At 53.3% G+C, this 23,922-nt stretch carries 33 protein-coding genes; 6 read left to right on the forward strand and 27 right to left on the reverse strand.

Features of this window, described 5'->3' with window-relative positions; translation table 11 throughout:
• Nucleotides 1-24 precede the first annotated feature (24 nt).
• The 4 genes from ACO6VE_RS05825 to ACO6VE_RS05840 form a co-directional block, all read right to left on the reverse strand.
• Nucleotides 25-837 carry a crotonase/enoyl-CoA hydratase family protein gene (locus ACO6VE_RS05825; protein WP_422460199.1) on the reverse strand — a complete coding sequence of 271 codons (813 nt, stop codon included), beginning with the start codon at nucleotides 835-837 and terminating at the stop codon, nucleotides 25-27.
• A 105-nt stretch (nucleotides 838-942) separates the two neighbouring features.
• A complete protein-coding gene (locus ACO6VE_RS05830) occupies nucleotides 943-1,323 on the reverse strand; it encodes a cystatin domain-containing protein (protein ID WP_422460201.1) in 381 nt (126 codons plus the stop codon).
• Nucleotides 1,324-1,358: 35 nt separating this feature from the next.
• Nucleotides 1,359-1,691, reverse strand: coding sequence for a hypothetical protein (locus tag ACO6VE_RS05835; RefSeq protein WP_422460203.1), 333 nt, complete (start codon nucleotides 1,689-1,691; stop codon nucleotides 1,359-1,361).
• Nucleotides 1,692-1,837: 146 nt separating this feature from the next.
• A complete protein-coding gene (locus ACO6VE_RS05840; protein WP_422460205.1) occupies nucleotides 1,838-2,896 on the reverse strand; it encodes a hypothetical protein in 1,059 nt (352 codons plus the stop codon).
• Nucleotides 2,897-3,211: 315 nt separating this feature from the next.
• Between ACO6VE_RS05840 and ACO6VE_RS05845 the strand changes: the two genes are divergently transcribed.
• Nucleotides 3,212-3,820 carry an SAM-dependent methyltransferase gene (locus ACO6VE_RS05845; RefSeq protein ID WP_422460207.1) on the forward strand — a complete coding sequence of 203 codons (609 nt, stop codon included), beginning with the start codon at nucleotides 3,212-3,214 and terminating at the stop codon, nucleotides 3,818-3,820.
• 110 nt (nucleotides 3,821-3,930) lie between these two features.
• Here the strand turns inward: ACO6VE_RS05845 and ACO6VE_RS05850 are convergent, their stop codons facing one another.
• The 3 genes from ACO6VE_RS05850 to ACO6VE_RS05860 form a co-directional block, all read right to left on the reverse strand.
• Nucleotides 3,931-4,320, reverse strand: coding sequence for a helix-turn-helix domain-containing protein (locus ACO6VE_RS05850; RefSeq protein ID WP_422460209.1), 390 nt, complete (start codon nucleotides 4,318-4,320; stop codon nucleotides 3,931-3,933).
• An 11-nt stretch (nucleotides 4,321-4,331) separates the two neighbouring features.
• Complete coding sequence (locus ACO6VE_RS05855; RefSeq protein WP_422445286.1) at nucleotides 4,332-4,574, reverse strand: type II toxin-antitoxin system RelE family toxin; 243 nt, start codon at nucleotides 4,572-4,574, stop codon at nucleotides 4,332-4,334.
• Between the two features lie 680 nt (nucleotides 4,575-5,254).
• Nucleotides 5,255-6,013, reverse strand: coding sequence for a hypothetical protein (locus ACO6VE_RS05860; RefSeq protein WP_422460211.1), 759 nt, complete (start codon nucleotides 6,011-6,013; stop codon nucleotides 5,255-5,257).
• A gap of 293 nt (nucleotides 6,014-6,306) precedes the next feature.
• On the opposite strand from ACO6VE_RS05860, the gene ACO6VE_RS05865 reads away from it, so the two are divergent.
• Entirely contained in the window at nucleotides 6,307-6,480 is a 174-nt protein-coding gene (locus tag ACO6VE_RS05865) for a hypothetical protein (protein WP_422460213.1), read from the forward strand.
• Nucleotides 6,481-6,566: 86 nt separating this feature from the next.
• Nucleotides 6,567-7,211 (forward strand): GNAT family N-acetyltransferase, encoded by a 645-nt coding sequence (locus tag ACO6VE_RS05870; RefSeq protein WP_422460215.1) that lies wholly within the window; start codon nucleotides 6,567-6,569, stop codon nucleotides 7,209-7,211.
• 14 nt (nucleotides 7,212-7,225) lie between these two features.
• Here ACO6VE_RS05870 and ACO6VE_RS05875 read toward each other — a convergent pair whose 3' ends face one another.
• From ACO6VE_RS05875 to ACO6VE_RS05970, 20 genes are all read right to left on the reverse strand, one after another.
• Complete coding sequence (locus ACO6VE_RS05875; RefSeq protein ID WP_422460217.1) at nucleotides 7,226-7,732, reverse strand: hypothetical protein; 507 nt, start codon at nucleotides 7,730-7,732, stop codon at nucleotides 7,226-7,228.
• Nucleotides 7,732-8,163, reverse strand: a complete 432-nt coding sequence (locus ACO6VE_RS05880) for a M15 family metallopeptidase (RefSeq protein WP_422460219.1) — start codon at nucleotides 8,161-8,163, stop codon at nucleotides 7,732-7,734. Before ACO6VE_RS05880 ends, ACO6VE_RS05875 begins: the two co-directional genes overlap by 1 nt.
• Nucleotides 8,160-8,474, reverse strand: a complete 315-nt coding sequence (locus ACO6VE_RS05885) for a hypothetical protein (protein WP_422460221.1) — start codon at nucleotides 8,472-8,474, stop codon at nucleotides 8,160-8,162. Before ACO6VE_RS05885 ends, ACO6VE_RS05880 begins: the two co-directional genes overlap by 4 nt.
• A 123-nt stretch (nucleotides 8,475-8,597) precedes the next feature.
• Nucleotides 8,598-9,332 carry a hypothetical protein gene (locus ACO6VE_RS05890; protein WP_422460223.1) on the reverse strand — a complete coding sequence of 245 codons (735 nt, stop codon included), beginning with the start codon at nucleotides 9,330-9,332 and terminating at the stop codon, nucleotides 8,598-8,600.
• Nucleotides 9,333-9,343: 11 nt separating this feature from the next.
• Complete coding sequence (locus ACO6VE_RS05895; RefSeq protein WP_422460225.1) at nucleotides 9,344-10,132, reverse strand: hypothetical protein; 789 nt, start codon at nucleotides 10,130-10,132, stop codon at nucleotides 9,344-9,346.
• Between the two features lie 18 nt (nucleotides 10,133-10,150).
• Nucleotides 10,151-10,741 carry a YmfQ family protein gene (locus ACO6VE_RS05900; RefSeq protein ID WP_422460227.1) on the reverse strand — a complete coding sequence of 197 codons (591 nt, stop codon included), beginning with the start codon at nucleotides 10,739-10,741 and terminating at the stop codon, nucleotides 10,151-10,153.
• The gene (locus ACO6VE_RS05905) at nucleotides 10,726-11,799 is read right to left on the reverse strand and encodes a baseplate J/gp47 family protein (protein WP_422460229.1); all 1,074 of its coding nucleotides are present in this window, start codon (nucleotides 11,797-11,799) and stop codon (nucleotides 10,726-10,728) included. The genes ACO6VE_RS05900 and ACO6VE_RS05905 overlap by 16 nt, the downstream gene beginning before the upstream one ends.
• A gap of 3 nt (nucleotides 11,800-11,802) precedes the next feature.
• Nucleotides 11,803-12,258, reverse strand: a complete 456-nt coding sequence (locus ACO6VE_RS05910; RefSeq protein ID WP_422460231.1) for a phage GP46 family protein — start codon at nucleotides 12,256-12,258, stop codon at nucleotides 11,803-11,805.
• Entirely contained in the window at nucleotides 12,255-12,785 is a 531-nt protein-coding gene (locus ACO6VE_RS05915; RefSeq protein WP_422460233.1) for a phage baseplate assembly protein V, read from the reverse strand. The genes ACO6VE_RS05910 and ACO6VE_RS05915 overlap by 4 nt, the downstream gene beginning before the upstream one ends.
• A complete protein-coding gene (locus ACO6VE_RS05920) occupies nucleotides 12,785-13,792 on the reverse strand; it encodes a phage baseplate assembly protein (protein WP_422460235.1) in 1,008 nt (335 codons plus the stop codon). Before ACO6VE_RS05920 ends, ACO6VE_RS05915 begins: the two co-directional genes overlap by 1 nt.
• Nucleotides 13,785-14,939 (reverse strand): DNA circularization protein, encoded by a 1,155-nt coding sequence (locus tag ACO6VE_RS05925; RefSeq protein WP_422460237.1) that lies wholly within the window; start codon nucleotides 14,937-14,939, stop codon nucleotides 13,785-13,787. The genes ACO6VE_RS05920 and ACO6VE_RS05925 overlap by 8 nt, the downstream gene beginning before the upstream one ends.
• Nucleotides 14,940-14,948: 9 nt before the next feature.
• The gene (locus tag ACO6VE_RS05930) at nucleotides 14,949-16,607 is read right to left on the reverse strand and encodes a tape measure protein (protein ID WP_422460239.1); all 1,659 of its coding nucleotides are present in this window, start codon (nucleotides 16,605-16,607) and stop codon (nucleotides 14,949-14,951) included.
• A gap of 112 nt (nucleotides 16,608-16,719) precedes the next feature.
• Nucleotides 16,720-16,998 carry a phage tail assembly protein gene (locus ACO6VE_RS05935; protein ID WP_422460241.1) on the reverse strand — a complete coding sequence of 93 codons (279 nt, stop codon included), beginning with the start codon at nucleotides 16,996-16,998 and terminating at the stop codon, nucleotides 16,720-16,722.
• Nucleotides 16,998-17,363 (reverse strand): phage tail tube protein, encoded by a 366-nt coding sequence (locus tag ACO6VE_RS05940; protein WP_422460243.1) that lies wholly within the window; start codon nucleotides 17,361-17,363, stop codon nucleotides 16,998-17,000. Before ACO6VE_RS05940 ends, ACO6VE_RS05935 begins: the two co-directional genes overlap by 1 nt.
• 28 nt (nucleotides 17,364-17,391) lie before the next feature.
• Entirely contained in the window at nucleotides 17,392-18,861 is a 1,470-nt protein-coding gene (locus ACO6VE_RS05945; protein ID WP_422460245.1) for a phage tail sheath subtilisin-like domain-containing protein, read from the reverse strand.
• Nucleotides 18,858-19,034, reverse strand: coding sequence for a DUF2635 domain-containing protein (locus ACO6VE_RS05950; RefSeq protein WP_422460247.1), 177 nt, complete (start codon nucleotides 19,032-19,034; stop codon nucleotides 18,858-18,860). Before ACO6VE_RS05950 ends, ACO6VE_RS05945 begins: the two co-directional genes overlap by 4 nt.
• Nucleotides 19,031-19,570: a hypothetical protein gene (locus ACO6VE_RS05955; protein WP_422460249.1), complete on the reverse strand. Its 540-nt coding sequence runs from the start codon at nucleotides 19,568-19,570 to the stop codon at nucleotides 19,031-19,033. The genes ACO6VE_RS05950 and ACO6VE_RS05955 overlap by 4 nt, the downstream gene beginning before the upstream one ends.
• Before the next feature lie 2 nt (nucleotides 19,571-19,572).
• Complete coding sequence (locus tag ACO6VE_RS05960) at nucleotides 19,573-19,878, reverse strand: head-tail joining protein (protein WP_422460251.1); 306 nt, start codon at nucleotides 19,876-19,878, stop codon at nucleotides 19,573-19,575.
• Nucleotides 19,879-19,880: 2 nt separating this feature from the next.
• On the reverse strand, nucleotides 19,881-20,207 hold the full coding sequence (locus ACO6VE_RS05965) for a DUF2190 family protein (protein WP_422460253.1): 327 nt from the start codon (nucleotides 20,205-20,207) through the stop codon (nucleotides 19,881-19,883).
• A gap of 60 nt (nucleotides 20,208-20,267) precedes the next feature.
• The gene (locus tag ACO6VE_RS05970) at nucleotides 20,268-22,271 is read right to left on the reverse strand and encodes a prohead protease/major capsid protein fusion protein (RefSeq protein WP_422460255.1); all 2,004 of its coding nucleotides are present in this window, start codon (nucleotides 22,269-22,271) and stop codon (nucleotides 20,268-20,270) included.
• Between the two features lie 364 nt (nucleotides 22,272-22,635).
• Here ACO6VE_RS05970 and ACO6VE_RS05975 point away from each other — a divergent pair, with 364 nt between their 5' ends.
• From ACO6VE_RS05975 to ACO6VE_RS05985, 3 genes are all read left to right on the forward strand, one after another.
• Nucleotides 22,636-22,989: a helix-turn-helix transcriptional regulator gene (locus ACO6VE_RS05975; RefSeq protein ID WP_422460257.1), complete on the forward strand. Its 354-nt coding sequence runs from the start codon at nucleotides 22,636-22,638 to the stop codon at nucleotides 22,987-22,989.
• A complete protein-coding gene (locus ACO6VE_RS05980; protein ID WP_422460259.1) occupies nucleotides 22,986-23,531 on the forward strand; it encodes an ImmA/IrrE family metallo-endopeptidase in 546 nt (181 codons plus the stop codon). Before ACO6VE_RS05975 ends, ACO6VE_RS05980 begins: the two co-directional genes overlap by 4 nt.
• Before the next feature lie 205 nt (nucleotides 23,532-23,736).
• Nucleotides 23,737-23,868 (forward strand): hypothetical protein, encoded by a 132-nt coding sequence (locus ACO6VE_RS05985; protein ID WP_422460261.1) that lies wholly within the window; start codon nucleotides 23,737-23,739, stop codon nucleotides 23,866-23,868.
• Nucleotides 23,869-23,922: the final 54 nt, after the last annotated feature.

Raw genomic sequence — 23,922 nt, forward strand, 5'->3', positions numbered from 1 at the left:
ACGACTATGTAAACCGGTTGCCTGTCAAAATGAGCGCCGGTCAATAAACGGCAGAGGATCGCCTGATTTACTCAGACCATTTTTCATGGCAATGCGCTGGTTTTTACGCCCCAGCAGGCGTGCCTGAACCCAGCGCTCCCAGCGCAGGGCTTTCCAGGTGTCGGCTTTCCAGGTTTTTCTGAACAGGTATTTGGCTGCGGCAACGGCATCCGGCGATTGCCTGCAAATGGTTTGGGCAAGCTGTTCTGCTGCCGCCATCGGGTCATCAGCCAACCGGCTGATCAAACCGAACTCGTGCCCCTCCCGGGCAGTGAATTTACGCCCGGTAATGGTCAGCTCCTGGGCAATATCAATACGGGTCAGCCGGGAGAGCGTAACCATACCACTCATATCGGGAATCAAGCCCCACTTCATCTCCATAATGGCAAGGCTGGCATCCGCCCTGGCAATGCGATAATCCGTGGCCAGGATAATCTGCATCCCACCACCAAAGCAGTTACCATGAATAACGGAGATAACCGGGACCGGCAGGTCTCGCCAGCAATGGGCTATCTCCTGGGCAATATTCTGTTTGGTCCACGGCAATTTAAGAAAGACTTTTGCCACTATGCCCGGGTCTTTGTTGACGGCCTGAAAATCCAGTCCTGAGCAAAAAGAGGAGCCATTCCCGGAGAGAATCACGCAGCGGATCGAGCGATCCTTCCGGATTTTTTTTGCGGTAGCAATCATGTCACGAAACATGGCCATATCCAGGCCGTTATGTTTCTCAGGACGGTTCATGGTGACGTAGGCAATGTGATCTTTCACTGCATAGAGCACACGGGGTTGATCAGACATGGGAACCTCAACAGCAGCCGGTAATTATTATTATCGGAGTGAATCATTCCATAAAACGGCTGCTGTCGCAAAAGCACATGATCGGCCGATCAGACATGAAACCGGTCAGTGGTCACAGAATAGTCCGGGAATGGGTGCCTGGGTAATGTTGTATTTTCCCTCAAGATCGCGATAGACAATGGCACTCCAGATCGTGCCATTTTCCAACTGAAACTCCAGCGCGTAATTAACCCCATTAACAATCTGAGAGTGCACCGCCAGCATTTTTTTCAGTTTGGCCGACTTCTCCATTCCCTTGACCACCAGCTTTACCGCCTTCAGAACCTCTGGAGTAACTTCAGATTTTGTCCAGCCACCGGGCAGGTTCTCTTTGGCCTGACAGATGGCTTCAGCAGTTTTATTATCGACCACCGGCTTGTCATACGGTGCTTCACATCCCATAAGCATGATTGCTGCATACAGCGCACCGATCATTTTTACTTTCATTGGCAACACCCCATCTTGACCATGACTGAAACAGTTTACTGCACAAATAGCGGTAATGTGTTTGACCGGATTATATGCACACCAGAAGGAATCTGCTCATTGTTAAGCACTTTATCGACTGTTTGTTTGAGTAAAATGAACTCCTTGTAGCCGGGGTCACCCTCTTTCAACCGATAATGGGCTTTTTCAAAGGCCACGACCATGTCAACTCTTCGCTTATGAGAAGACATGGGGTCTTCAGCTGGCCTTTTGATTTTCCTGCGACCATGGGCAGGCAGAGGTGGTGAAGCGTCCTGACCAGCCTGTGATTTCAGCAGTTTTGATGCCTGTCTTTGCATGTAACTCGTGATCTTGGCTTCATAAGTCATGGCCAGCTCTTCTATCACTTTCTTAACTTCAACTTTGCTGTTTTTCTGTAATTGTCTTTGTTATTGTTGACATAATTCTTCAACTATGGCCGCAACAAAACGTCAACAGAACCCGGCCTTTTTTCATTAACAAGACATCATCCGAATCAAAATGGCATATTTTTCAGGAACTTCTCAAACGATGGCTTGGGAATGTTACCCGCAGCATCAGGCTTTAAGTCCGGGTATTGGCTCAGTACTTGATTGATCCTGGCCCGCAATACGCCTAACTGTTTTTGTTCTGACGCACTATATTTCAAAGTTTCAGAATACTCTCTGGCTAATGGGCCCTGCTCGACGTAAAGACAGGGCCTTTCAGGAAAGCTCCAGAGAATGCGGTTAAATTCGTCATATTCTTTATCACTTAACACCGGTTTGACTGCCTTCAGCAGTCGAACCTGGGAAAACATTAAATATCCCTGGTCCATATCAAGGTTGCGGACAAAACTTGTTAACTCCACACCAGCCCTGTAAAGATCACGCTCATCATATTCACGGGGTGCATCACCCGGATTGTCGAGGCGAGACGACATAATGCCATCCACAAAACCTTTCAACTTTCCCGCCATAAAATTAGCCTCATCCCTGTAGTTGGCCATGCATTTATTATACAGTTCCTGTGATTGCTGCTTGTATGCTGCGGCCTCCGCCGGCAGGAGAGCCTTGAGCTCCGATAAACTTTTATTATATTTAGCTATCTGATCCTGATGAACCTCAGTTTCTTGAATGGCCCTCTGTAGCTCATGCCTCACCGCGTCCCGAGCAGCCTCTATGGATTCCTTCGTTATAGGCTTGAGACTGCTGTACAAAGAATAAAACCCCACAATAGCAACTGCTGCTCCAGCAACTGCACCGCAAGCTAATGGGTTTTCTTTAATTGCTGATTCTATCACTTCAATCACCCGATCAGACAGACCTGTACCTGGTCTGACTGTGTCAGGAACTCTATCCAGACGTTCAGCCAACTTGGCAAAGGCAACAGCTCCGCCAGCAGCAGAAACCCCGATGCCGAATGCCGTAGGGAGAAATCTTGTTGTAGTTCCATCCACTGGGTCATATTTGAGATAACCCTCTTTGACATATCTAAAAAAACCACCCTTGGAAACAGTGTCTGATGGGAGTACAGGGTGTATCAACTGACCTGAATTCATCGCACTAACGAACATAACCAAACTCCTGTATGTTGAAATGAGTTAAGTAGCTCACCATTTGCTGCCGCATAAATCGCTGACTTGATAGCCATTTCAATTTAGTCAGGTTTGACCTCCATTCTCGTACTAAGTTCCAAACGAAAATCATGGGAGTGAATATAAGCAGACGGAAAATTGAACTTTTTGCCTCCAGAACAATCAGTTAAATGTCGATGCTGCGATAACGTCACAAACACTATGTTAGAGGCAACAACACACCAGGCAGGAAACGCCTCTCAGAGCATACCCGATGATATAAGTGAGCATTGTGCAACTGGCTCCTCACAGCTCTTGCAACCCCTTGCAATCAATAACAAAAGCAACGGGTATATTACTGACAGCTCCGGGCCAGAAGAAAAGCACACTAAACCTTTCGCTGAGTATTCCATCCTCGCCCCGGAGCCAGCACTTACTATCCCCAAACTGTCCCGTCGTTTGAACAGACTGGTCCAGCTGGCTGCTGATTTCAACATCATCTGGGATCTCGGCTGTGACCACGGTAAAGCCGGAATGGCCCTGGCCATTAACAACGTATCCAGAGAAGTCCACTGTATTGATTGCTCCAGACATGTCATTGCCCGACTTCAATCTCTTCAGCTGCCCACTAACCTGACAGCTACCTGCGTGGATGCAGCCACTGTTAAAATACACAACTGTAAAGATGAGCTGGTCATTCTTGCTGGCATGGGTTCCCATACCGCCAACAAAATTATTGATGGAATTCTTGCAGAAACAGGCGATTTTCAAGCCAGCTTTCTGATCAGCATTCATAGAAACCATGATGATACAGTGGCACACCTTGCTGGCCGCTATGGATTTTATACGACGCAACACAGTGAGATAGAGGAGAAAAAGTACACTTACCGTTTTAACTTAATGTCCCATCAACACAGCCATTGATGATTCTTCGACGGATTAAGCAGAAATATTGACGATGGGTGTTCGGTGAAGCAAATTCAGGCAATAAAAAACCGGCGCTCTGGCCGGTGACTTGTGGTGCGTAAAATGGGTTAATCAATAATGTCATCAACGGTAAGATTCAGGGCTTGTGCAATTTTAGTAATTGTTTTCAGGGAACCCTGCTTCTTGCCACTCTCAATCTGGCTGATCATGGCTTCGGAAATACCGGTGTTTTCAGCGAGGGACTTTTGACTCATGCCTCTATACTCTCGCCACACCTTCACAGTATTTTCAGTCAACAACCGGTTCACTACTTCAGCAGGTATCAACTCTTCCTCACCCCGCCGTAACGCAGCCCGAAATTCATGAACAGCATCAGAATCCTCCAGGTCCTCCAGCTTCTCAAGCATTGCCTGATATTCGTCATAAGGCATAACCACAAAAGCCGGTTTCCCTTCATGCTTCAGTATATCGACCATCACCAAAACCTTTGGGGACATTGCCCCCATCTTTAATGCTTATAAACATTGCCTCGCGGCGCAATTTTGATCACCTCAATGATCAGCCTGTCATGCTCAATCTCGTAAACAATGCGCCAGCCTCCAACCCGCAGCCTATAGCCTGATCCACCCGCCAGCTTCTTTACATCACCGTCTGGAAGCTTGTTGATGGCCTTTTGAATCCTCAACCGGTCAAGCTCTGAAGTTTTCCTCAGAACTTTAACGGCCTGCTTTGAGTAAACCACCTTGAACATTGTATTATTCTACTACAACCTAACTTAAAGTAAATATAGAGTTTACTTAAGGTTAATCAACAAAAAATCTTGCACATTTGATATGCTGCCGATTTTGGCAAGGAATAAACTGGCGCGAAACGGCATTGCATTACTGGTTCGGTCATACAAAACAATTTGTCAAACCAGTGATACTTTTGCCTGCTGGCAAACTACCCGCATGTTAACATTGCATTTATTGCCGATCAGATGGGGCACACGGATTACTCGATGCTGGTTAAACGCTATGGCAGCTGGATGAAAACCGAGAGCCAGAGTGAGGTTAATCGGATCTGGACTGCCCCAAGAATCAGACACCACCACCTGAACTACCGAATTGAATGAATAATACAGACCTCTCCAACCACACTCCGATGATGCAATATATTTATTTAGAGCTATAGTTTTACATCATAACTTATTGATTTATAAGGAACTAAAGAAAGCAAGTAATTGTACCATAGCTCTATATATCTCTGAATAACTCTTAATTTAGCCCCAAAAACGCCCCATATTTTAACCGTCGTCGTATATCTATAGAAATACGATAGTGCTATTTAAACAACGGGGTCCTGAACTCATTTTGGAAGCAAATCGGAAGGAATAAGGGGGGGGAATACAGGCCGGAACGATCCGACCTCATGTCTTGCCTAGATCAGACGCTATAACCGGCCGGAAAAGACCTCAACATTTAGCACTTCACGGCTGATTGTATCGAAGTAACACGCATACCTATAGTTCTGCCAGGCTCCAAAGCCGTTCTGGAATTTAATCTGGTCACCAACGTACTTGATATGTCCTGCTTTTCTATCAGTCCATATGGCACGACTGAACTTTTCACCAAAGAATCCCTCAGTCCACTCATAGTCATATTGTGCAAAGCGCTCAATCGGGCCATCACAGGCTATACTGGCTTCGCCTATATTGCGTTTACCCCAGCACTCTATGCTTTCTCTGCACGCTTTTTCTTCCTGCTCTTTTTCCAGTTTTGCCAGACGGGCTTCTTCTTCAGCCTTGGCCTTCTCAGCTGCAACCTGAGCCTCTTTTGCCGCCTGGAGATCCGACAGGTATTGCTGATAGTCAGCACCATTATCGAATCCGAGACCGAGAGCTATTTGCTGCTCAGCAACATCCTTGAAGCCCAGCGCCAGGGCTTTTTCATGCTCTTCCTGCTGTTCAGCCTGGCCAATAAAGAGAAGGGAAACGATATAGAGTACAGTCAGGGCAGCCGCCCTGTATTTTAGCGCCAGCACTTTACCTGTTTTCCCATAGGCAAAATTTCTGACTGGCGGAAGTAGCAGGCCTGCTATGACAAGCCATAGCAGGCCACCAATCGGCGAAGTGAGTAATGTAACTATTCCAGCCAGAGCGAAGATCACGCCAAAGGTCCAATTAAGAGTGCTGATCAGCTTCTGCTTCATCGATTTATTCCATTATTGTTGTTGGTAGATTTGTGCAAATTTCGCAAATTTTTATGAAATTTAACAAAAAATGATTTGATACAAATCGATGTACACGGTACATTTTCTTCGTAAATTACGTTTTATGACAGGTAATGAAAGGCCGTCAAGAGCCGTTAATATTATTGCAGTCAATGAATTTCGTATAGAGGGATCTGTTCTGCGTCGCTAACAGGACAGCAAATACATGGCCTTGTAAGGCCAGCAGGGGACTTTTCGCAACAGGTGCCCTGTTACTCCGAAAGGTGATAACAATGGCTATTAAAAGTGATGCATTCGGTAAGACCGAACTGTCCGGTGTCGATGGCAAGCGCTTTTTAGAGCAACTTCTCGTGGAACGTAAATCCAACCCTAATGCCAAGGCAAGCTATGCGCGTGCCAAAAAGCGTTTCTCTGGCTTTAAGAAGTCTCTGTCTACTGGAGCCTGATTTCCAGTAAAACATCTCTTCCTGACTGGCACTTTGATAAGTGCCAGTTTTGTATCCGCCACTGTTTTTTTGTAAGTACGATACGGATGTCTGTCGAATTCCTTGATCCTGCACCTATTGCCGGGTGCCACAAGTTGAAAAATATATCCTCCGGCGATAAAGCCTTTTTACCGTTGAAGAATTTCCTCAAGCAGGAAGCCCTGTATCTACATGATGAGGATATTACCAAAACCTACGTTGCCTGCTTTAACGTGGCTGATGATGATCCACAGAGACATAAGGTGGTTGGCTATGTCTCTTTCACCAACAGCGAGGTCTGTTTTAAGGAAGCCACTCTGCCAGAGGGGTTGCAGGGGTTGAAGTACCAGTCCCTACCTGCCCTGAAAATATCCCGGCTGATGGTTTGCTCAAAGCATAGAGATAAAGGGTTAGGCAGGGTTCTGATGGATTTTGCCATCTGGATGGCTATTGAAACCATACGTCCCTGGGTTGGCTGTCGTCTGTTAACCGTCGATTCTAAGCCCGAAGCTATTGAGTTCTATAAAAGGTATGGCTTTGAAATGATCGATACCCCTGACAACCTGAACAGTGATTGCCCGGTGATGTACTTTGATCTTCGAAGTGCGATGGAAGAGGATGATGCAGCCCTGCCAGAAAGCAGTGATGGTGAAGGTCGTAAGGTAGTCAGCAAGGAGCAAATCCCGGTTGAAGAGCCTGCTCCTGATCACTAATGATGAACAGGCAGTTATTGCTGCCTGTTTATCCCCAACATTTTACTTTTATCACTGCTGCTTCGAGTAGTGCCAACCCAGTAGGTAATTGAGGCTCCCCAAAGGGTCACCACCTGACCGAAAAGCATAAAAGCAACGTCCTTGTTGGCCTCAGGTATCTCCGTATTAAACATTCCCCATGTCAGGCCAGCGGCAATGGTCGTCAGCAGCCATACGATAATGGCGGGCATATTGCTGTCCTTATGCTCCAATCTGGCGTTGGCTTTGTCTGCCAGTTCAACCTGAAGTGTTTTGAATGTTATTTCCCTCAGGCGCTGTTCATTCTCCAGCTCAAACTGTTTTATTTTTAGCAGCGCACCGGGGTCCTGCTGAATGGCCTGAGCCACTGCATCCGCTTCCGGTTCTGTTCCCAGGGCATTGGCCAGCATGGCTCCTACAGTACCACCGGCAGGGCCAGCCAGTGCACTGCCAATCAGGGGTGCAGCTTTGCCGATTATTTTTTTCAGGCCATTCCATTCCATTACTGTTCCCTCAGTTCCCAGTGTTGCGGATCCCAACCGGTAGAGCCCCAGAGTCCGCCCCAGTGCAGGTTGATATGCTCCGGTATCATGCCGTTGGCTTTCATGCGGGAGAATTCATTGAACATCTGCTGGGCAAAGTGGTTGCGGGCCTTGGCCAGGTATGCCTTATCGGGACTGGTGTTGTTGTAGCCTACCGGCTCAATATCCAGGGCTTTGCCGCTCTGGTGATAAGACAGGTGGTTGGTGCCGTCTGCTTTTGATGCGCCACGGTCGTAGATCTCCTGCTGCTGTTCCGGGGTTCGTACTCCGCCCATCCAGGGGATGGTCATGTCGTAGCGGGATTGGGCAAGGGCATTGGTGGCGCAGCGGGTCAGCAGTGGGTCTACGCCCTGCATCCGGCGTTGGGATCGTTCGCTCCATCGGTACATCATTTGCCTCCTTTGCGCAGGCTGTTCAGAAATTCTTTCGGGTTTTTCTTCCACTGCTGAGCCAGTTGTATCAGGCCCTCAATCAGCTCACGGCTTAACAGGCTGGCAACACCGACCAGTGCGTTTTTAAGGCCTTCGGAGATATTGACGCCAGTGAGCGCTTCCCCCACCAGGTAGGCGACGAATGCCGCGACGAAGACGGCTCTTAGAATGACGACCAGGGTGATATGACGGGCGTCCATCACTAGTCGCACCACGGCCGCGCCAGCGGCGATGGATACGGTTAAAACTTTGGCACTGAGTTCATTATTCATGTCTTCCATGTACGGCACGCAGCAGTGAGTGATCCTGATGCCATTGTAAGAAGGACGACGCCCGCAGTACGCAGGCGTTATTCATGGGGATTCACGAAGAGTCACGGCAGGTGACGGTGGGATTTATACGGCGGTGTTCAGGGTTTCCTGAAAACGGGCTTTGGCATCAAATGCCTGTAATTCTGCGGTGGTCATGGCGGCCACTTCCTGTGCCAGCTGGGCTTCAATCCGGAACAGCTTCTGAACAAAGTCGTCTATTGCTGTTCCCAGGGCAACGGCGTCAGACTTGCCATTCAATGGCAGGTATTTGTTTGGGCCTGTCTTCCAGTAGACCGGCTTATTTTCGGTACGTATGCCTTCGGTGTAACCGGTGATCACCGCAACAATATTGCCCTGGTCTATTGCTGTCGCCTCTACCTGGTGAGACTGGTAACTGAATCCGTGCTGGCGGTGATGGTTTCTTTCCTGCTTCAGGGCTTCAAGGGCTGCACTGCACAGGGCGTCTTTTTCAGCGGTTTTATTTTTGATCCAGCTGTTGGAGGCTTCGTTCCATTCATCGTGTGGGCTTGTTGGTTTCAGCGGGGTCAAGGTTTCTGGTAATGGGCCCAGCTCTTTATGCTCTACCGGCAGACCATCGGCCTTCTGATAAACTGTGCCGGTAAAGTCGGGTACCAGCTCCCAGTTATCAAAGGCTTCATTTACCAACACCGTTTCATTATCAGATGGCTCTGGTGGTGCAAATGGCAGTGTGTTTGCGGGTGCAGCGGATTCATTAACCGGATCTAGGATGCTGGCAGGGATTGGGCATGGCCCCAAATAACGGCGAGACGGACGATCAAAGCTGTGGTGGATGGTCATAATGGCTCCCATTACTTGTAAATATAGGTAGGTAGGATAGCAATACTGACGGGACGGTTATCGGAAGCTGTTGGAACACTTCGTGATGCATCGAATTCAAGATTGCTGCACAAATAGCCGTTTGCAATGCCTAGGGCGCGAGTTACTTCGCTATTGCCTTTTTTGAAAGCACCAACAGCAGAGCTATCACTATGAACGATACCCGCTGAACCTAGCGTGTTGAAACTCGGATGGAATGATCCGGTTATATTTCGAATCGCATCCCCCTGCCAGCTCCCTGGAACATTCCCCCCAACCCGACTATTACGATCCGGATCATAAAGCCCCGTCAGATCCAGAAACCTTGGAAACACCCCCGTCACCAAATTACCCGGCCTGAACGTAGTCGAACCATTTCCAGAACTGAAAAAGGCTTCCCGACCAGACTGCTGCCAGACACTATCGCTAACCATCGCCCCACTGGCCTGAATATATTCCCATAGCTCCGGATAATCCGCCCTGTTGAGCAACTGCCCCATGGGCACCAACTCATTGGGTGCCAATGTCGGCAGATTGCTCGGATCCACAATCCTCAGTGCCAACTTGCCCACATCCTGCCCGGCCGTCATGGCTTGAATAGCCTTGAGCAACTGGTTAGTCTGACTTTTATCAAGCTTCTCAGCCCCAATCACACTAACCAGCTCCTCCTGAATACTGTTCAACCATTCCTGTGTAATCACCGTGGCAGGAATACCCGCCTGGGGGTTCCCGCTGGTAAAGCGGTTGTCATTGGTGGCCCCGTCGCCATCAATCCGATGCATAATCGTTCTCCGTCGTTGTTATCCGTATTGAAACAGCACCTGTTTATGCGCCTGGTTCAGTCGCCGGAACAGGCATTCCAGCTGATTGGTCTGCCAGCTGGCAAGCGGTTCACCGGCGGCACTGCGTCCTGCCGTGGCCCGGCTGATGGTCAGTGCATGGGGAGTATTCACCTGCCAGACAAAATGCCAGTCTGCCCCGTAGCAACGCTCGCCCGCTGTCGCCATGCCTGCCTTTGGCTGACTGAATTCCGTGATGGTGATGGCGTGGCCAAGCCGCGCCGCCAGCTGGATATAAAAAGTACGGGACTGGTCGCCCACTTCCGCCAGCTTCTCCACCAGTGCTGAACGACGCTGTTCCTGTGTTTCAGAAAGTGAACGGCACTCTTCCGGCAGGCCCGCCACCTGCTCCCATTCGGGCAACAGCTCCGTGGTGTATTGCGGCAGCGCATTACGGATCAGCTCGTCTGACCGGTGATCCACCCGGGCAAAGGTTTCTGCCAGCCCTTCCACCAGGTCATTGAGGGTACTGTCCTGTTCGCTATTCCAGGCAAGGCCACGGGGTAGCAGCTGCCGTAGCTGTTCGGCATAACGGGTCAGGCGGTCTGCCATGTCACCCCTCCGTAAGTCGCCATGGCACCCTCGGCAGGGCGGATATCATCCAACGGGCTGACCAGGTCATGGTCAGTTTCACCACTGGCCACCGAAATCGCTTCACGCACCAGGCTGATCGGTACGACTCCCTGACCATTGCCGTCTTCCGGTTTGGCCTCCCGGTAGAACAGGTCTTTCAGCTCAGCCTCAATGGCGGAACGAACTTCAGGTGTGTCTGGTTTCAGATTGGTGATGGTAATGGTCTGCGAATCGGCAATTGGCGCATAGATGTACCGCTCTTTCATAGCCACCGGGCGCACAGCATCAATACGCTCCGTGACAGCAGTCACCAGGTCAGCGTCAGGTATCGGGTTATTCATATCACTGGCGGTAAATGTCAGGGAGACCGTACCCAGCCCCATCTTGTTGGGGTAGCACCAGGCCCGATCCACCCCGGGCTCTTCCCGCGCCCAGCGGACATAATCGTCACCATTGCCGCCCCGGGCCGGTTTGCGGATTCTCAGCAGTAACCGGTCTCTCAGACTGTCGTCGTTTTCCGCTTCGACACCTCCGGTAATGCCATCACTGGTGACGGTGGCGTCGGCCTGTATGCCTTCAATGGGTGATTGCAACTGCAGCAGTACTGCCGCTTCCGTATTGCCAGCCTGACCGGCATTCACGGCTTCTATATCTGCAATGGCAGTACCACTGGCCAGCGTAACGCCGGTGACGACCCGAAACGGCTCCCCGTCACTGCGGGTTAACAGGGTACCCGTGGGCACCGCTGCCCCCGGATTACCGGTAAACGTCGCCTGCCCTTTGGCAATCACCGCCTCACGGGGCAGGATATTCCAGACCACACACCAGAGCCGCAGGTATTGATCCGTTGCCGTGGCAGGATTGATCTGTCTGGCCAGGTAATCGAGGTAGCCATAAAGGCCATGAACCGCACCGGCCAGGGAGGTGGCCAGTTTGCTTTTAACGGAACGACGAAAAGCAGCGCCGCCCATCCGGCTGTCCAGATCGGCGGTGATGCGGTCGGCAATGTCTTTCAGGGATGGTCGTAAAAATGGCATGAATCAGTTCCGGCTGGACTGGGCGCCCCAGGGGGCCTGATACTGGTATCTTAAAGGAGGCTTCCGGGGCCTTTGTATGGTCACGCTGATTAACAGGGCGTCAGGACGGTGCACTTCTGTGGCCACGCTGACACTTTCTGCCACGCCGTCTTTCACCAGCCAGGCCAATGCCTGTTCACAGTATCGCCGTGCCTGGCTGACGACAGCCGCAGTCAGTTTTTCCCGCTGGAGCAGCCAGAGCAGAGAGCCGGTTTCATCGCCGGGCTCGGCATTCAGGGCATCGCCCCACCATCCCCGTCGGTCAAAACCTTCCGGTACGCTCATATCGTCCGGCAGGCGTTTATCGGTGAACAGGCTGACAATGATCTGGGTCTCCAGCCCGTCATCGGTCATCAGGTCACCGGCCAGCACCTCCAGATCGGCACCACCGCCGGACATCACCAGTCGTAAATCACTCATTGGGGGGCTCCTGTGGTACCACCGCTATCGCCTGAATGTTTGTGTCCTTTCAGGCTGATACCGGCAGCACGGATATCTTCCGTGGCGGTTAACTGGCCATTTATGGCCAGATTGCCATTCCATGTTGTCTGGGGCGCATCGACGGTCAGGGCCGTTACGGCCTTGATAGAAAGGCCATCCCTGGCCAGGTGTATCCGGTTGCCCAGGTCATCATAGAGCGCCACTTCTCCGGCTTTCAGTTGCTTCAACCGGTAGCGGACATCATCCACGGCAATCACCAGCCCATGGTCCCGGTTACCGCCATGGAACAACACTACCGCTTCTGCTCCCGGTTTGGGATGACTGGTAAAACCGTACTCCTGAAGCCGTTCAACCGGTTCTTTTAATTCACCGGCCAGTATCCCCAGTTGCAGGGTTTGCAGTTGGCTACCGTCGTTTATGGTATGGATCACCGCCCGACCAATCATCAACTGCAGGCGATGTTTTAACGGGGCCAGGGCTCTGGCCAACTGTTGTCGAAACTCCATCAGTCACTCCTGTCCGGCTGCAGTTCATAAGCATCGGCCCGGACCAGTTCCAGATCGGTAAAACGGGCTGAACGACTGCCGGTATAGGTGCAGCCAATCACCAGCAGGGTTTCATCAATGCCGTGCCAGCCAGAACGCACCGGCACATTCACCCAGGGTCGCCAGAGCTCACCTTTAATGCCAGTCCAGCCTTTTACCCGTACCAGAAGACGCCAGCCACGGGCAGCGGCTACAGCAGCCTGCCATTGGGCGCGGCGCTGACACTGGGCATTGTCTACGGAGGATTCTGACAACAGGGTAAACGGTCGGTGTCTTTTGATCTGGCGGTCTCTCGCCTCTCCGGCAATGGCAAAGCGCTGGGCCGGTGCCAGCTCATCACTCATGCCTGCCAGCTGCCCCAGTGCCTGGTAATGGGAGAAACGCTGAGTGCGATCAACCCGCAGTTCTGATGAGACTATGTTTTCCCCTTCCACCAAAGCGGTTTGGGAACGAACCGCAGAACGGCCTCGAGTTACCTGCAGCTGTCCCAGACCATTACTGAAGATCAATACCGCACAGGTTCTGCCCAACCGGTCCAGCGCTTCTGATCCGGTCTCACCGGGAAAAAGGTCAAACCGTCGCACCGGTTGCAGGGGCAGCTGACTGGTAGCGGTAACCCCAAAAGGCTGGCCGATGGCGTTGATAATGGCCAGCAGGTTCGAGTTACGAAACTGGGCCGGTTCCACCGTGCAGGCCGAAAGATCAGCAGCCCGATCCCAGCCCTGCAACTGTCGTGATTGCTGATCAGTGTCGTTTACGCTGTGAAGTTTGTCGAGATAGCCATTCACCAGGGGGCGCTCTCCCAGGCTCAAAGCACAGAGTTGATCCGTGCCCATCATGCCCTGCCACTGGCTGCCCACATTCAGGCTGAAGGCACCGGCCAGAAATTCCACACCGGTACGAATGGTGACCGACTCCCAGCCGGTCCAGATCTTGCCGCCCACGGTTAGCCGGATATCCTCAGCCATGGGTCAGCACCTCCAGGGGTTGGCCACCGGGCAGAAAGCCAGGGTGTGCAACCCCATTGCGACGGGCGATATCTTCTCCCCGGTCAGGATCCCGATAGAGTTCATAAGCGGTGACCAGAGCCGGTTGCGTGGCTGATGCCGTGTATTCCCCGACACTTGGCAGAGTCTGATCCGGCAACGTCTGGTACAGCCCCTGCCGTAATGCCTGCAGCTGGTCAAACAGGTTATCACTGAGGGTGTTACCGGCAATATCGTCCAGTGCATCCAGCAGTGTGTCACGGGTGGCCTCAGCCTGATTGACCGAGTCAAACCGGGCATCCACGGCCAACCGCGCTGAGGTAATCAGGGCCGCTTCACGGGTGAGGGCTTCGGTGGCCAGCCGGTTGGTCTGCTGTTGCTGGCGGGATGCGGTGATGGGGTTGACAGAACTGGCACCACTGTCGTAATTCAGCAGGCTGCCCAGGGCAGCAAGCCCCTCCAGGGGGTTACCCAGTGTGGCCAGGCTGCGGACGTTGCTCATCAGTCCAGTGGCCGCATTAACACTGTTGTTTAACTGGCTGATTACCGGGCTGCTGTACGAACCTGCACCACCTAACCGGGCACTGACCTGGTTAATCTGGTCGGTGACGCTGGCCAACTGTTCCAGGGCATCCCGGGCAACAAAATCCGGTTTGTCTTCAATGGAAAAGGTGTCGGCATAGGCTTCGATACTGGCCGCTTCTGCCTGATCCGCCAGCTGGCTGATGGTGCTGGCCCGATCCGTCCAGGCCCTTGGCAGAACGGTGTCGCCCTTTTCCGTAAAGGTCAGGGAGAACCGGGCCATACCACCCTCGTCAGCTGACTCCCTTAATTGCCAGCTGTCGCAGATCACCTGCAGCACCCCCAGGTAGGGGTGCACCAGTTCACCGGGGCCTGCCTGGTCCAGGGCAGCTAACAGGGCATCCCGCATCCACTGGTAATCCAGACCCACCACATAGGCCTCTACCGAGTACCGTCGGGTTTTACGACCGGTGTCTTCGGTATTGGCGTCTTCCTGGTCCACAGAGTCCTGACTGTCGGTATTACGGCCACCGCTGGCATCGTGGGTGCGGGTATGAAAGGGAACGCCCCGGAAGCTGGCCTGTTGATAGTGTTCGCGCCAGGTCATAACGACTCCTTACCAGCTCATGGCGTAATCAAGGGAAGTATCGAGATCGGTACCCCGGTCAGTCCGGGTCTTCACCTGGGTTCCCCGGGGAACATTGGCAAAGTCCACAGTAACGGCAGCACGGTTATGGACATCAACACTCTGCTGCCTGGCGGCCTGCTGACGCACCGCTGCCGCTGAACGGGCATCACCGGCTGAGGGTGTGGCCGTGGTGGGCTCTGCTACGTTACTGTCAATGCTCCAGCCCAGTTTGCGGGTGATCCAGGCGGGCAGCAGGTTGGCCAGTTTGGTTTTGATGCTGTCGAGAATGTCAAAGCCGGTCAGCACTTTTATTAAGTGATTAGCGGCTCGAACCATACCGAGAAAAGGATTGTACTTGTCATTAAATGCCCAAAGTGCTTTGAATACTTTTCTCACTATTTCAAATCGCTGATAAAGCTCAACGCCTGCATATACCAATCCAGCGATGGCGGTTGTAATCAACCCGAAAGGCGTTAACAGCATGGCAGCGCCTAACGTTTTAAAGGCCAGCAACAGCGCTCCCATCGCAATAATCAGCTTGCCACCGATCAGCACCGCAAGGGCAGTCAGTACAACCTTAACGCCACCAAAGCGTTCAACCAGAGCAGAACCGAAATCAATAATTTGCTGCAGATGCTGTTTTAACTGCTGAAATCCGCTGTAGAGCTCTTTGACCGCATCACGGGTTTTATAAAACGCGGAGACCAGTGTTTTACCCAGTTCTTCAGCTCGCCGTTTTAACTCTCCGGTTTCGGACATCTGGTTCAGGCGATCCAGAAGCCCACCCAGTTTCTCTTTCAATAACTCAAACGGGCCTGACTCCATGACCAGCCGCTTGAATCGGCTCCATTGATCCAACAGATTGCTGATCATTCCCTGCCAGGTGCCGGAAAGGTCTTTCATGGCACCACCATACTTATCGTTCCAGATCATCTGCAAGGTGCTCTGGATCATCTCACGATTACCCTTTTGTACCGCCTTGCGCATGGTTTTACCGGCACTGTTGGTGTATTCATAAACGATCTTGTTGCCCGATGATGCCGCCTTGATTCCAAACTCCTTCAGTCGTTCATTCTCACCGGTCACTGCATCGGCAATGGCTTCAACCGCCTGCATCATGTCTTTGCCCATGGCGGCCGAGGTATCACCCAGGGTCCGAAGCAGATCGCCATTGATCGGGTCCATGCCGTAAGCACGGAGCTTTACAAAAGCATCAGTGACCTGTTCCAGTTCGTAAGGGGTTTTGGCGGCAAAGTCTTCAATCCATGCCATTGATTTTTTCCCGGCCTCTTTACTGCCCTCCAACCGGGAAAGAATGGTCTCAAACTTTTCAAACTGGGCAGCGGTGTCCACAAAGGACTTGCCAACGGCCAAACCACCGGCACCGGCCAGGCCACCCAGCACGCCCATTTTGGTGATAACGCCCCCCAACTCCTTGCCCACTTTGCCCACACTGCGACCGATACCGGCAAAGGCCGTGCCCATCCGCTGCAGGCCAGCTTCACGACCCAGACCCCGCAGGGAACGTTGCAGACGGCCCACCGGCCGTTGCAGCTGTTCGAACCGTCGGTTAATCCGGCGCATGGGTTGCGCCAGCCGGTCCAGGGCGCTGATCTCAATTCTCAGGTTCGGGTTATTGCGCGACATCAGGAGGGCTCCCGGGCTTCAATCCATTGCCGGGCCTGATGAATCCAGAATTCCAGATCCTGGTCATCCATGGCCCAGAGTTCAGAGGGGGGAAAGTGGAAGGTACCGGCGATTATTCCGAACCAGTCGGCCCAGTCACATCGCCAGCGGGCAAAAAACCGCTGATCACCTCCGCCACTGCCATCACATCTTCAATATCCAGCTCGTCCATCACCAGCGACGACTGACCGGCAATGCGACCGGCCAGCAGCAGAATGTCGTCCATGCCAATCTCGTTCCCCAGCCGTATGCCTTTCATGTGCTTGGCCTTGGGGCGCTGGAAGGTCAGCTCGGTAACATGGGTTTCTCCCACCACGACCGGATGCTTCAGGGTGTAGGCGACTGCCGTCATCAGCTGATCTCCTCTGCCCGCAGGCCTTCAATGCGCAAGGGGATCTCCCCCTCTTCGGAATTGCCGGTTCCTTCACCGGCATACCAGCCCTCGCTGAGGACCACGCTTTTGCCATTGGCCAGACGCAGCACGGCGGTAATGTTCACCGAGTTCACCAGCTGTTTCAGGTCGAGGTTGACGTTGTCGGTAATGGCACCCTCGATGTAAGCCACCTGGGGCGTCTCCTTATAGCCGTGTACCTTGTCGGCCCCCACCAGGGCTTCCCGCTGGGGATGCCCGAGGTTATAGCTGAAGGCCCCTTTGGCATCCATGCGGCTGCCGTCCACCGTCACTTCGATGATGCCGCCCTTTCTCATTTGACTCATGGGTTTTCTTCTCCCTGTGGCTCAGCCGTCAGACCCGGAACTGGATCTGGGCGGCATTGATACGCAGCTGGTTGATCAGATCCGGTGGCAACAGCCAGTTCAGCCGGTTCGGGTCCTGTGGGTCCCGCTCCACCACCAGGTCCCGCTTGAACTGGTCCAGCTCTTCAACCAGACCGAGGTTCTGCCACTGCATAAACTTGGCGATGGCTTCGGCCTTGCCCAGCGAGGGCGTCATAATCGCCTGTCCGGACGGTACCTGGACACTGTCGCCCGCCAGCTTGTGCCGTGGGTACTTGTTGGTGATGTAGGTACGGAAATCAAACCGCAGGTAACTCAGGGTCAGCAGCGTATTCACATCCCGATAGCTGGGGTCCGGTGCCCCCTGGGCATTCAGGTTGTAGGTGGTGACCAGTCGCTCAACCAGCACCTCACCACCGGGGCTCACGGTAAATGTACTGATGCCGTCGTTCAGCAGCAGGTTGCGTTCCTGCCGGGTAAAACGGTCTTCCGGCCAGGGTGCCAGCACGCCCACCATGGGCAGGGTCTGAAACGGTCTGGCCGGGTCAATCTGACCATGGAGCGCCACCACTGCCGCCTGGGCTGCGGCACACTGCCAGGGCACGGTGGGTACCCCGGAAAAACCGCCGATACTGACATGCTCAGAGTTTCGGGAATCCCCCAGCGTACCCAGCTCCGAGTGAGTACCGTTGGCACTGGCAAAGGCCAGCCCGTCCAGCTGCCGTTCCGGTCCCCAGCGGGAGGCCAGTTCGCTTTCCAGTGCCGTCAGGTTGGCACCATCGGTGTACGGCATGGCGATGATGTGATAGGCCTCATCGCCCATGGCGGCAATGGCCGGGCTGATGTCCGGGTTGCCGGTACCGTTCGACAGTCGGGCCTGCCGTGGGGCACTGACCCCTTCCGGGAATCGCTCCCCGGTGTAGTAGTTGCAGCGCACATCAATACCGTTGCCCGCTTCGCCCTTGTGCCGTGCCCTCAGGGTCACCTTGGCAGCCGACGCCGTAGCGGTGACCGCCAGCTCACCATCGGCATTGATGGCCGCAGCCACCGCCGTTGCAATGGCGGTGCTGTTATCCCCTACGGTGACACCGGCACGTACACGACGACCACCGATCATCAGGTTAAAAGTGCCAGACTGGGTAGCCGTGCCGGTAATGGTCAGATCCAGTGTCGCCTGTACACCGGCCTGAAGATCATCCCGGGCAATCACCCAGAGCTCAGTCACCCGGTTATTGGCCAGAAACGCCTGCACCTGCTGATGGATCATGGAGCCACGGCCAAAGTATTCCGCTGCCTGCTCCTCACTGGTCACCCGGGTCGGCACATCCGCTGCCACGGTGCCGGATGCCAGACGCTGACCCAGTACCAGTGCCCGGTAATTCTGGATGGCCGGGCCCTGGTTGGCATGGGAGTTATCAAACTCCACAAAGACAAACGGCGTCAGCTGGCCGTTGGGAATCTGGTTAAAGCTGATGCTCATTTCGCCTTCGCTCCCTGCTGTTCGGTTGGGTTCTCGACCAGCACCACATCACCGGCTTTCAGCCGACGCAGCCAGTAGCTATTGTGTGGTACCTGTTCGCCTTCAGCCCGAAGATGATGACCCGCCGGGGTACGCACCTGCAGGCCGTTTCTGGGTTTGATATGCAGCGTCATGGCTGGTCACTCCCCGGTAGGTTGATGGATTGTTCAGTGCTTTCACCGCTGCCGGTATTAATAGTCACCCCGGCACTGTTCCAGTAGGGCCAGCTGTCCGGGTTGGGACTGGCATCGGTGTAGTAGTGCAGTTCAAAACTCAGTTCACAGGCACCAATGCAGTGCTCACCCTCTTCGCTGAACTGGATATTGGTGCTGTTGAGAAAACCGTCTGCCACGGTCTGGCCAAAGCTGACATCGGCAAACACGGCCTGTTCCACCTGAAAGGCCAGGCGATCCAGCAGGTCATCCAGTCCGTTCCGGCTTTCTGCCCGGATGTCCACAACGCAGGTCAACCGTCGTTTGTCCTGTCGGGGCGCGGTCTGCTCTGCATAGCCGGTATCACAGCTTTCGGTGGTGGTGTACACCAGCAGACAGGGCAGGTCGTCCCGCCTCAGGGTACGCTGACGGTTGACAAACACCCGGTCACCGGCGTCTGTTTTGCCTTTCAGCTGGGTAGCTATCGCTGCCCGTATGGTTTGCCGATGGTGTTTCATGGTCAGTAATCCCGCTTCAGCATCAGTTCCGCCAGGCCTTCCCCATCGGGCCGGATCTCGTCTATCCGGTAGCTGAGGCCACGGAGTTGTACCCGGTCTTCCGGTTCCGGTGGCTGGCTGAAGTCATTGAGCCGAACGGCAATCTTGGGCTCAGCAGACGCCACCGGGGCACCACTGACCGGGTCCGCTTCCAGGTATTCACCAAAAAAGATCACCCGGGTGGTCACGCCCGCCACCGTGGCCGACTCCGCCAGGGGACTGGCCAGAATCGCCCGGTGCATGCCGTTGGCCAGCTGCCCGAAATCCATGATCAGACGGTACCGTTCAGACGAACACGTACCACCGCCGCCCCGTTACCGGCCGCTTCACTGGCGCAGCCGATCAGGGTGTTGCCCGATGCGGTTTTGCTCACCGCCGAACCGGTCCAGTACACCTTGGCCCCCTGGGTAATGTCGTCTGCCACGGTTTTGGGCAGTTCGTATACACCACAGGTGTCTTTTTCAAAGGCCTCACCGGTGGCGGCGTCGGTCATTGCCACGCCAAACAACGCCCCGGTTAACACGCCCTGGCCACTGGTGATGGCACCGGTGGCGATGACGGTGATCAACCGTCCTTCCTGTATCTTGTTTCTCGCCATGTTCCTGTCCTCTGGAGGATCTATGCAACAGATAACGGGGTTGCCCCCGTTATCCTGCCCTTAGCCTTTCTGCTTGTAGAAGCCGCGCCAGTCGATAAAGGCGGCCGCGACATCAAGGCGTGCCTTGAACTTGATGCCATCCACATCAAAGCCCGCCTCTTCTTCCAACACCAGCCCTTCATCGCCGGAGAGATAGGCCAGTTCGATCGTATCGATCTGGTCAGGGCCGCAACCGAGGAACCAGTCCTTCGCATTGCCGCCGTTCTCTTCCAGACGGGGCTCAGCGATCAGCTGCAGACGCCCGGCAAAGGGGTTGATGTCTTCGTTTTTGGTGGCTGCCAGGTTCTGGCTGATAAACTGCTCGCCTTCGGTTTCCCGGCTGGACGGGACAATCATGTATTCCGGCATGACCGAGATCAGACGACCATCAACGCCTTTCTGCTTGCGCATGGCAGTACGGCCAGCACCAATGGAGGCAATGGTGATGCCCGTGGCCGAGCTGTTGTAGTTGAGGTGGTCGCCATGGAAGATGGTTTTCCCATCCGCCATCTTCTGATTCTGCGTGAACAGTCCCCAGACCAGATCGGACTCCAGATCCGCAGCGGAACGGCCATACATTCGGGCCAGGCGCATAAACGCTTCCAGGTCGTCATTGATAATGGCCTGACGGGTGATCGGGATGATCTTGCCGTAGGTTTCCAGACGGTAGCTTTCCGCCTCTTCACCCAGCTTGCCGTACTTGAACTCGCCGTTTTCGTTCACCTTCTCCAGGTTGGGGGCATCCCCGAGGCGGGTACGCTGCACCGGCTTGAAGTCGTTCAGGCTGACCTGGCGCACCAGTGGGCGGAAGGTCTGCGGGCTGCCAGCATAACTGTCCTGCAGGGTCTTGTTGGTGACATTGGCCAGGATCAGCTTGAAGTCACTGGTGGACATGGCCTGCCTGGCAATTTCCAGGGGGTTCATGCCACGGGTACTGACACCACCGGTTTCCACCGCATCACGGGCCAGATCCAGCAGGCGCAGACCACGGAAATCACGACCGTCGTCGGTTAATTTCACCTTGGACGGGTTGACCCGGTGCATCAGGGCGTTTTCCATGGCGGCACGCTTGGCATCCAGGGTGGCGGTATTGGTGAACGTGACAAAACCACGGCTCTCCTGCTGGTCACCCTGGTCGGCAAACTTGTCGATAATCAGCTTGCGGGCCTCTTCGATCACCGTACCGTTGGTGATCAGCTCATCGGCAAACTCATCACCGAGACGGGCAGCACGCACCGCCTGACGGATATCGGCGACCCGCTGGCGCTCCGCTTTTACGGCAGCATCGGCGGCACTGCGGACCTGGTCCGGGGTGATGGTGTTATCAGGCGACGTTGTCGGTGCAGCGCCGCCCTGGCCCTTGTCGGAACGCTGTCCATCTTGGGACAGATCTTCATTCTCTTCCATTGGAGTTTCCTTTTCAGGGGTGATGGGCGCTGCGGCCCGGGTTACAAATTCACAGGGGTTGCTGTCAATGCTCTGGGAGCGGGTACCGGCCTCATCGTCTGCGCCCACGGGCACAAAAGAGAGTTCATAGGGTTCCCAGTCGATGGCGCGGAGAGTTTTGATCTTGTCATCGTTCTCCGTCACATCTTCAAACTTGAATACGCGGTAGCCGATGGAGACGTTGCAGAGAATGCCGTCGCGGATATCCTGCACCACGCCATTGATCTCCTCCCGCTGGGAGAGCAGCACACGACAACGGCCTTCAGCCCCGTCAGTAGATGCCGTCCCTGGCTGAATCTTGCCGATCACATTGCGCAGTGAATACGTCGCGTGGGAGTCACAGACCGGCGCGTTGTTGTTGAAGCGCCCCATGCGGATATGGGCCGGATCCATGGAGAGCTCTTCGTTAAACTCTTCGTCTTTCCACCAATCGTACCGACGCACCCGGGCACCGGTAGACCAGACCACGTCCAGACTCCGCTCTTCCTCATTCCAGCTGTCCGGCATGGCCCGGGCTTCCAGCTGCATGGGAGGGATATCGCGGGTCTGCTGTGGTTCGGTTACATGATCTTCATCCATTGTGTCCGGCTTCCCGTTGGAAAATTCGCTGGTTCAGACACGATGGTATGCAGGGGGGAAGGGGGTTGGGAGTGGTGGTAGTTCAGGCGGGGGCATTTTTTGTCACAGGAGGGTATTTCTCAGCACAATGTTTTTCTGTTGTGTTCGTACGTTGTCGTTTTTTACAAATTGATATTACCGGACAAGATTAATGATCGCTCCTATAATCAAACGACCAATTATGTATAGAAAAAACCAATTAAAGTTTGCAGGATTAACCTTTTTTGGTTAACATCGTGTACAGGCTGAGTTAAGACAGTTAACCCCTGATACTTTAATCAGCCCGAAGCAGTAGCTTCAATAACGAAAATTTTGGAGAGCAAATATGATCACCCCGTTCGGCAAGGAGGTTCGGAAATACAGAATTGACCACGCCATGACTCTGAAGGAAATGGCTGATGGTGTAGGAGTGTCTTCTGCTTACCTTTCCTCTGTAGAGACAGGGAAAAAAACAATAACAACGGAACTGGTGGACAAAATTATTAAGCTGCTAATGCTCAATCGAGAGGATGTTAAAAAACTAAATCAATCAGTAGACGTATCTAGACTTGAATACAGTGTGAAGGGCTCTGGCTGCAGTGATGATACTAAGGAAATGGTAACCATGTTTGCCCGCAGCTTCTCAGGATTAAGTAAAGAAAAACAGGATGATATTAAGAGGATGCTAAAAAACAAATGAAGATCCAGCGAAAAAAAGGCCGCATGGTGCCTCCACTAAGTGCTAAAAAGATAGAGAAGACGGCTTCCGGGATTCGCAGTGGCCTTGCGGATCCCAAGGAACGCCTCAATGTCGTCCGCTTTATCGAACTGCTGCTCGTCCCAATAATGGGGTTAGAATTCGAAGTGGTAGAAAATCATGAGCTTGGTGGAGACGCTGCTCACACTTACCCAGACAAAAACCTCATGCGCTGCACCCAGAAAGTTTATGATGGCGCCTGTGCAGAAAATCCCCGTGACATTTTTACCCTCGCCCATGAAGTTGGACATTTCTTTCTTCATAAAGGTACTGCCAGTTTCGCCAGAAGCAATGAAGGCAGAGAACATCAAATCTATGAAGACTCCGAATGGCAAGCTGACGAATTTGCCAGTGCGTTCCTTATGCCGCTTGAAGTAGCTTTGGAGTGTAATTCAGAGGATGAACTATGTGAGATGTACGGAGTTTCAAGGTCCGCTGCAGAAGCAAGATTGAGGAATATCAACAAAAGGTATAAGAAAAAGTAAGAGAACGACTTCGAGGTGGCACTCCAAGCCGTTGATACTCAAAAGGTATGAGACTAATGCGGTGAGACTCATATCTCTCAAGCCATAATGCAGGAATTTGGCGATCCCTGCTCGGAATGGTAGACCTGATCGGCAATCGGGTCAATCCCCCCGTTCGATTATGTCTTGAGTTTTCTGGCCGCCGCTCAATAGAAGGAATCCGCTCATGCGTGATGACGACTATGAAGTGGTGTATTGCACCAGCTACTTTAACAAGAAAGCTGGAAAACGCATTTACGCCCATCAATACGGGCTCAAGGCTTTCTGCTTTAAGTTCCCGAAAAAACGGAAGAAGTAATTCTTCCAACCTGCAATAGGGTGGCTGCTAGCCCCACCCTATTGCTCTTAATTA

Source organism: Endozoicomonas sp. ALB115 (assembly GCF_049310245.1).
Taxonomy (GTDB): domain Bacteria; phylum Pseudomonadota; class Gammaproteobacteria; order Pseudomonadales; family Endozoicomonadaceae; genus Endozoicomonas.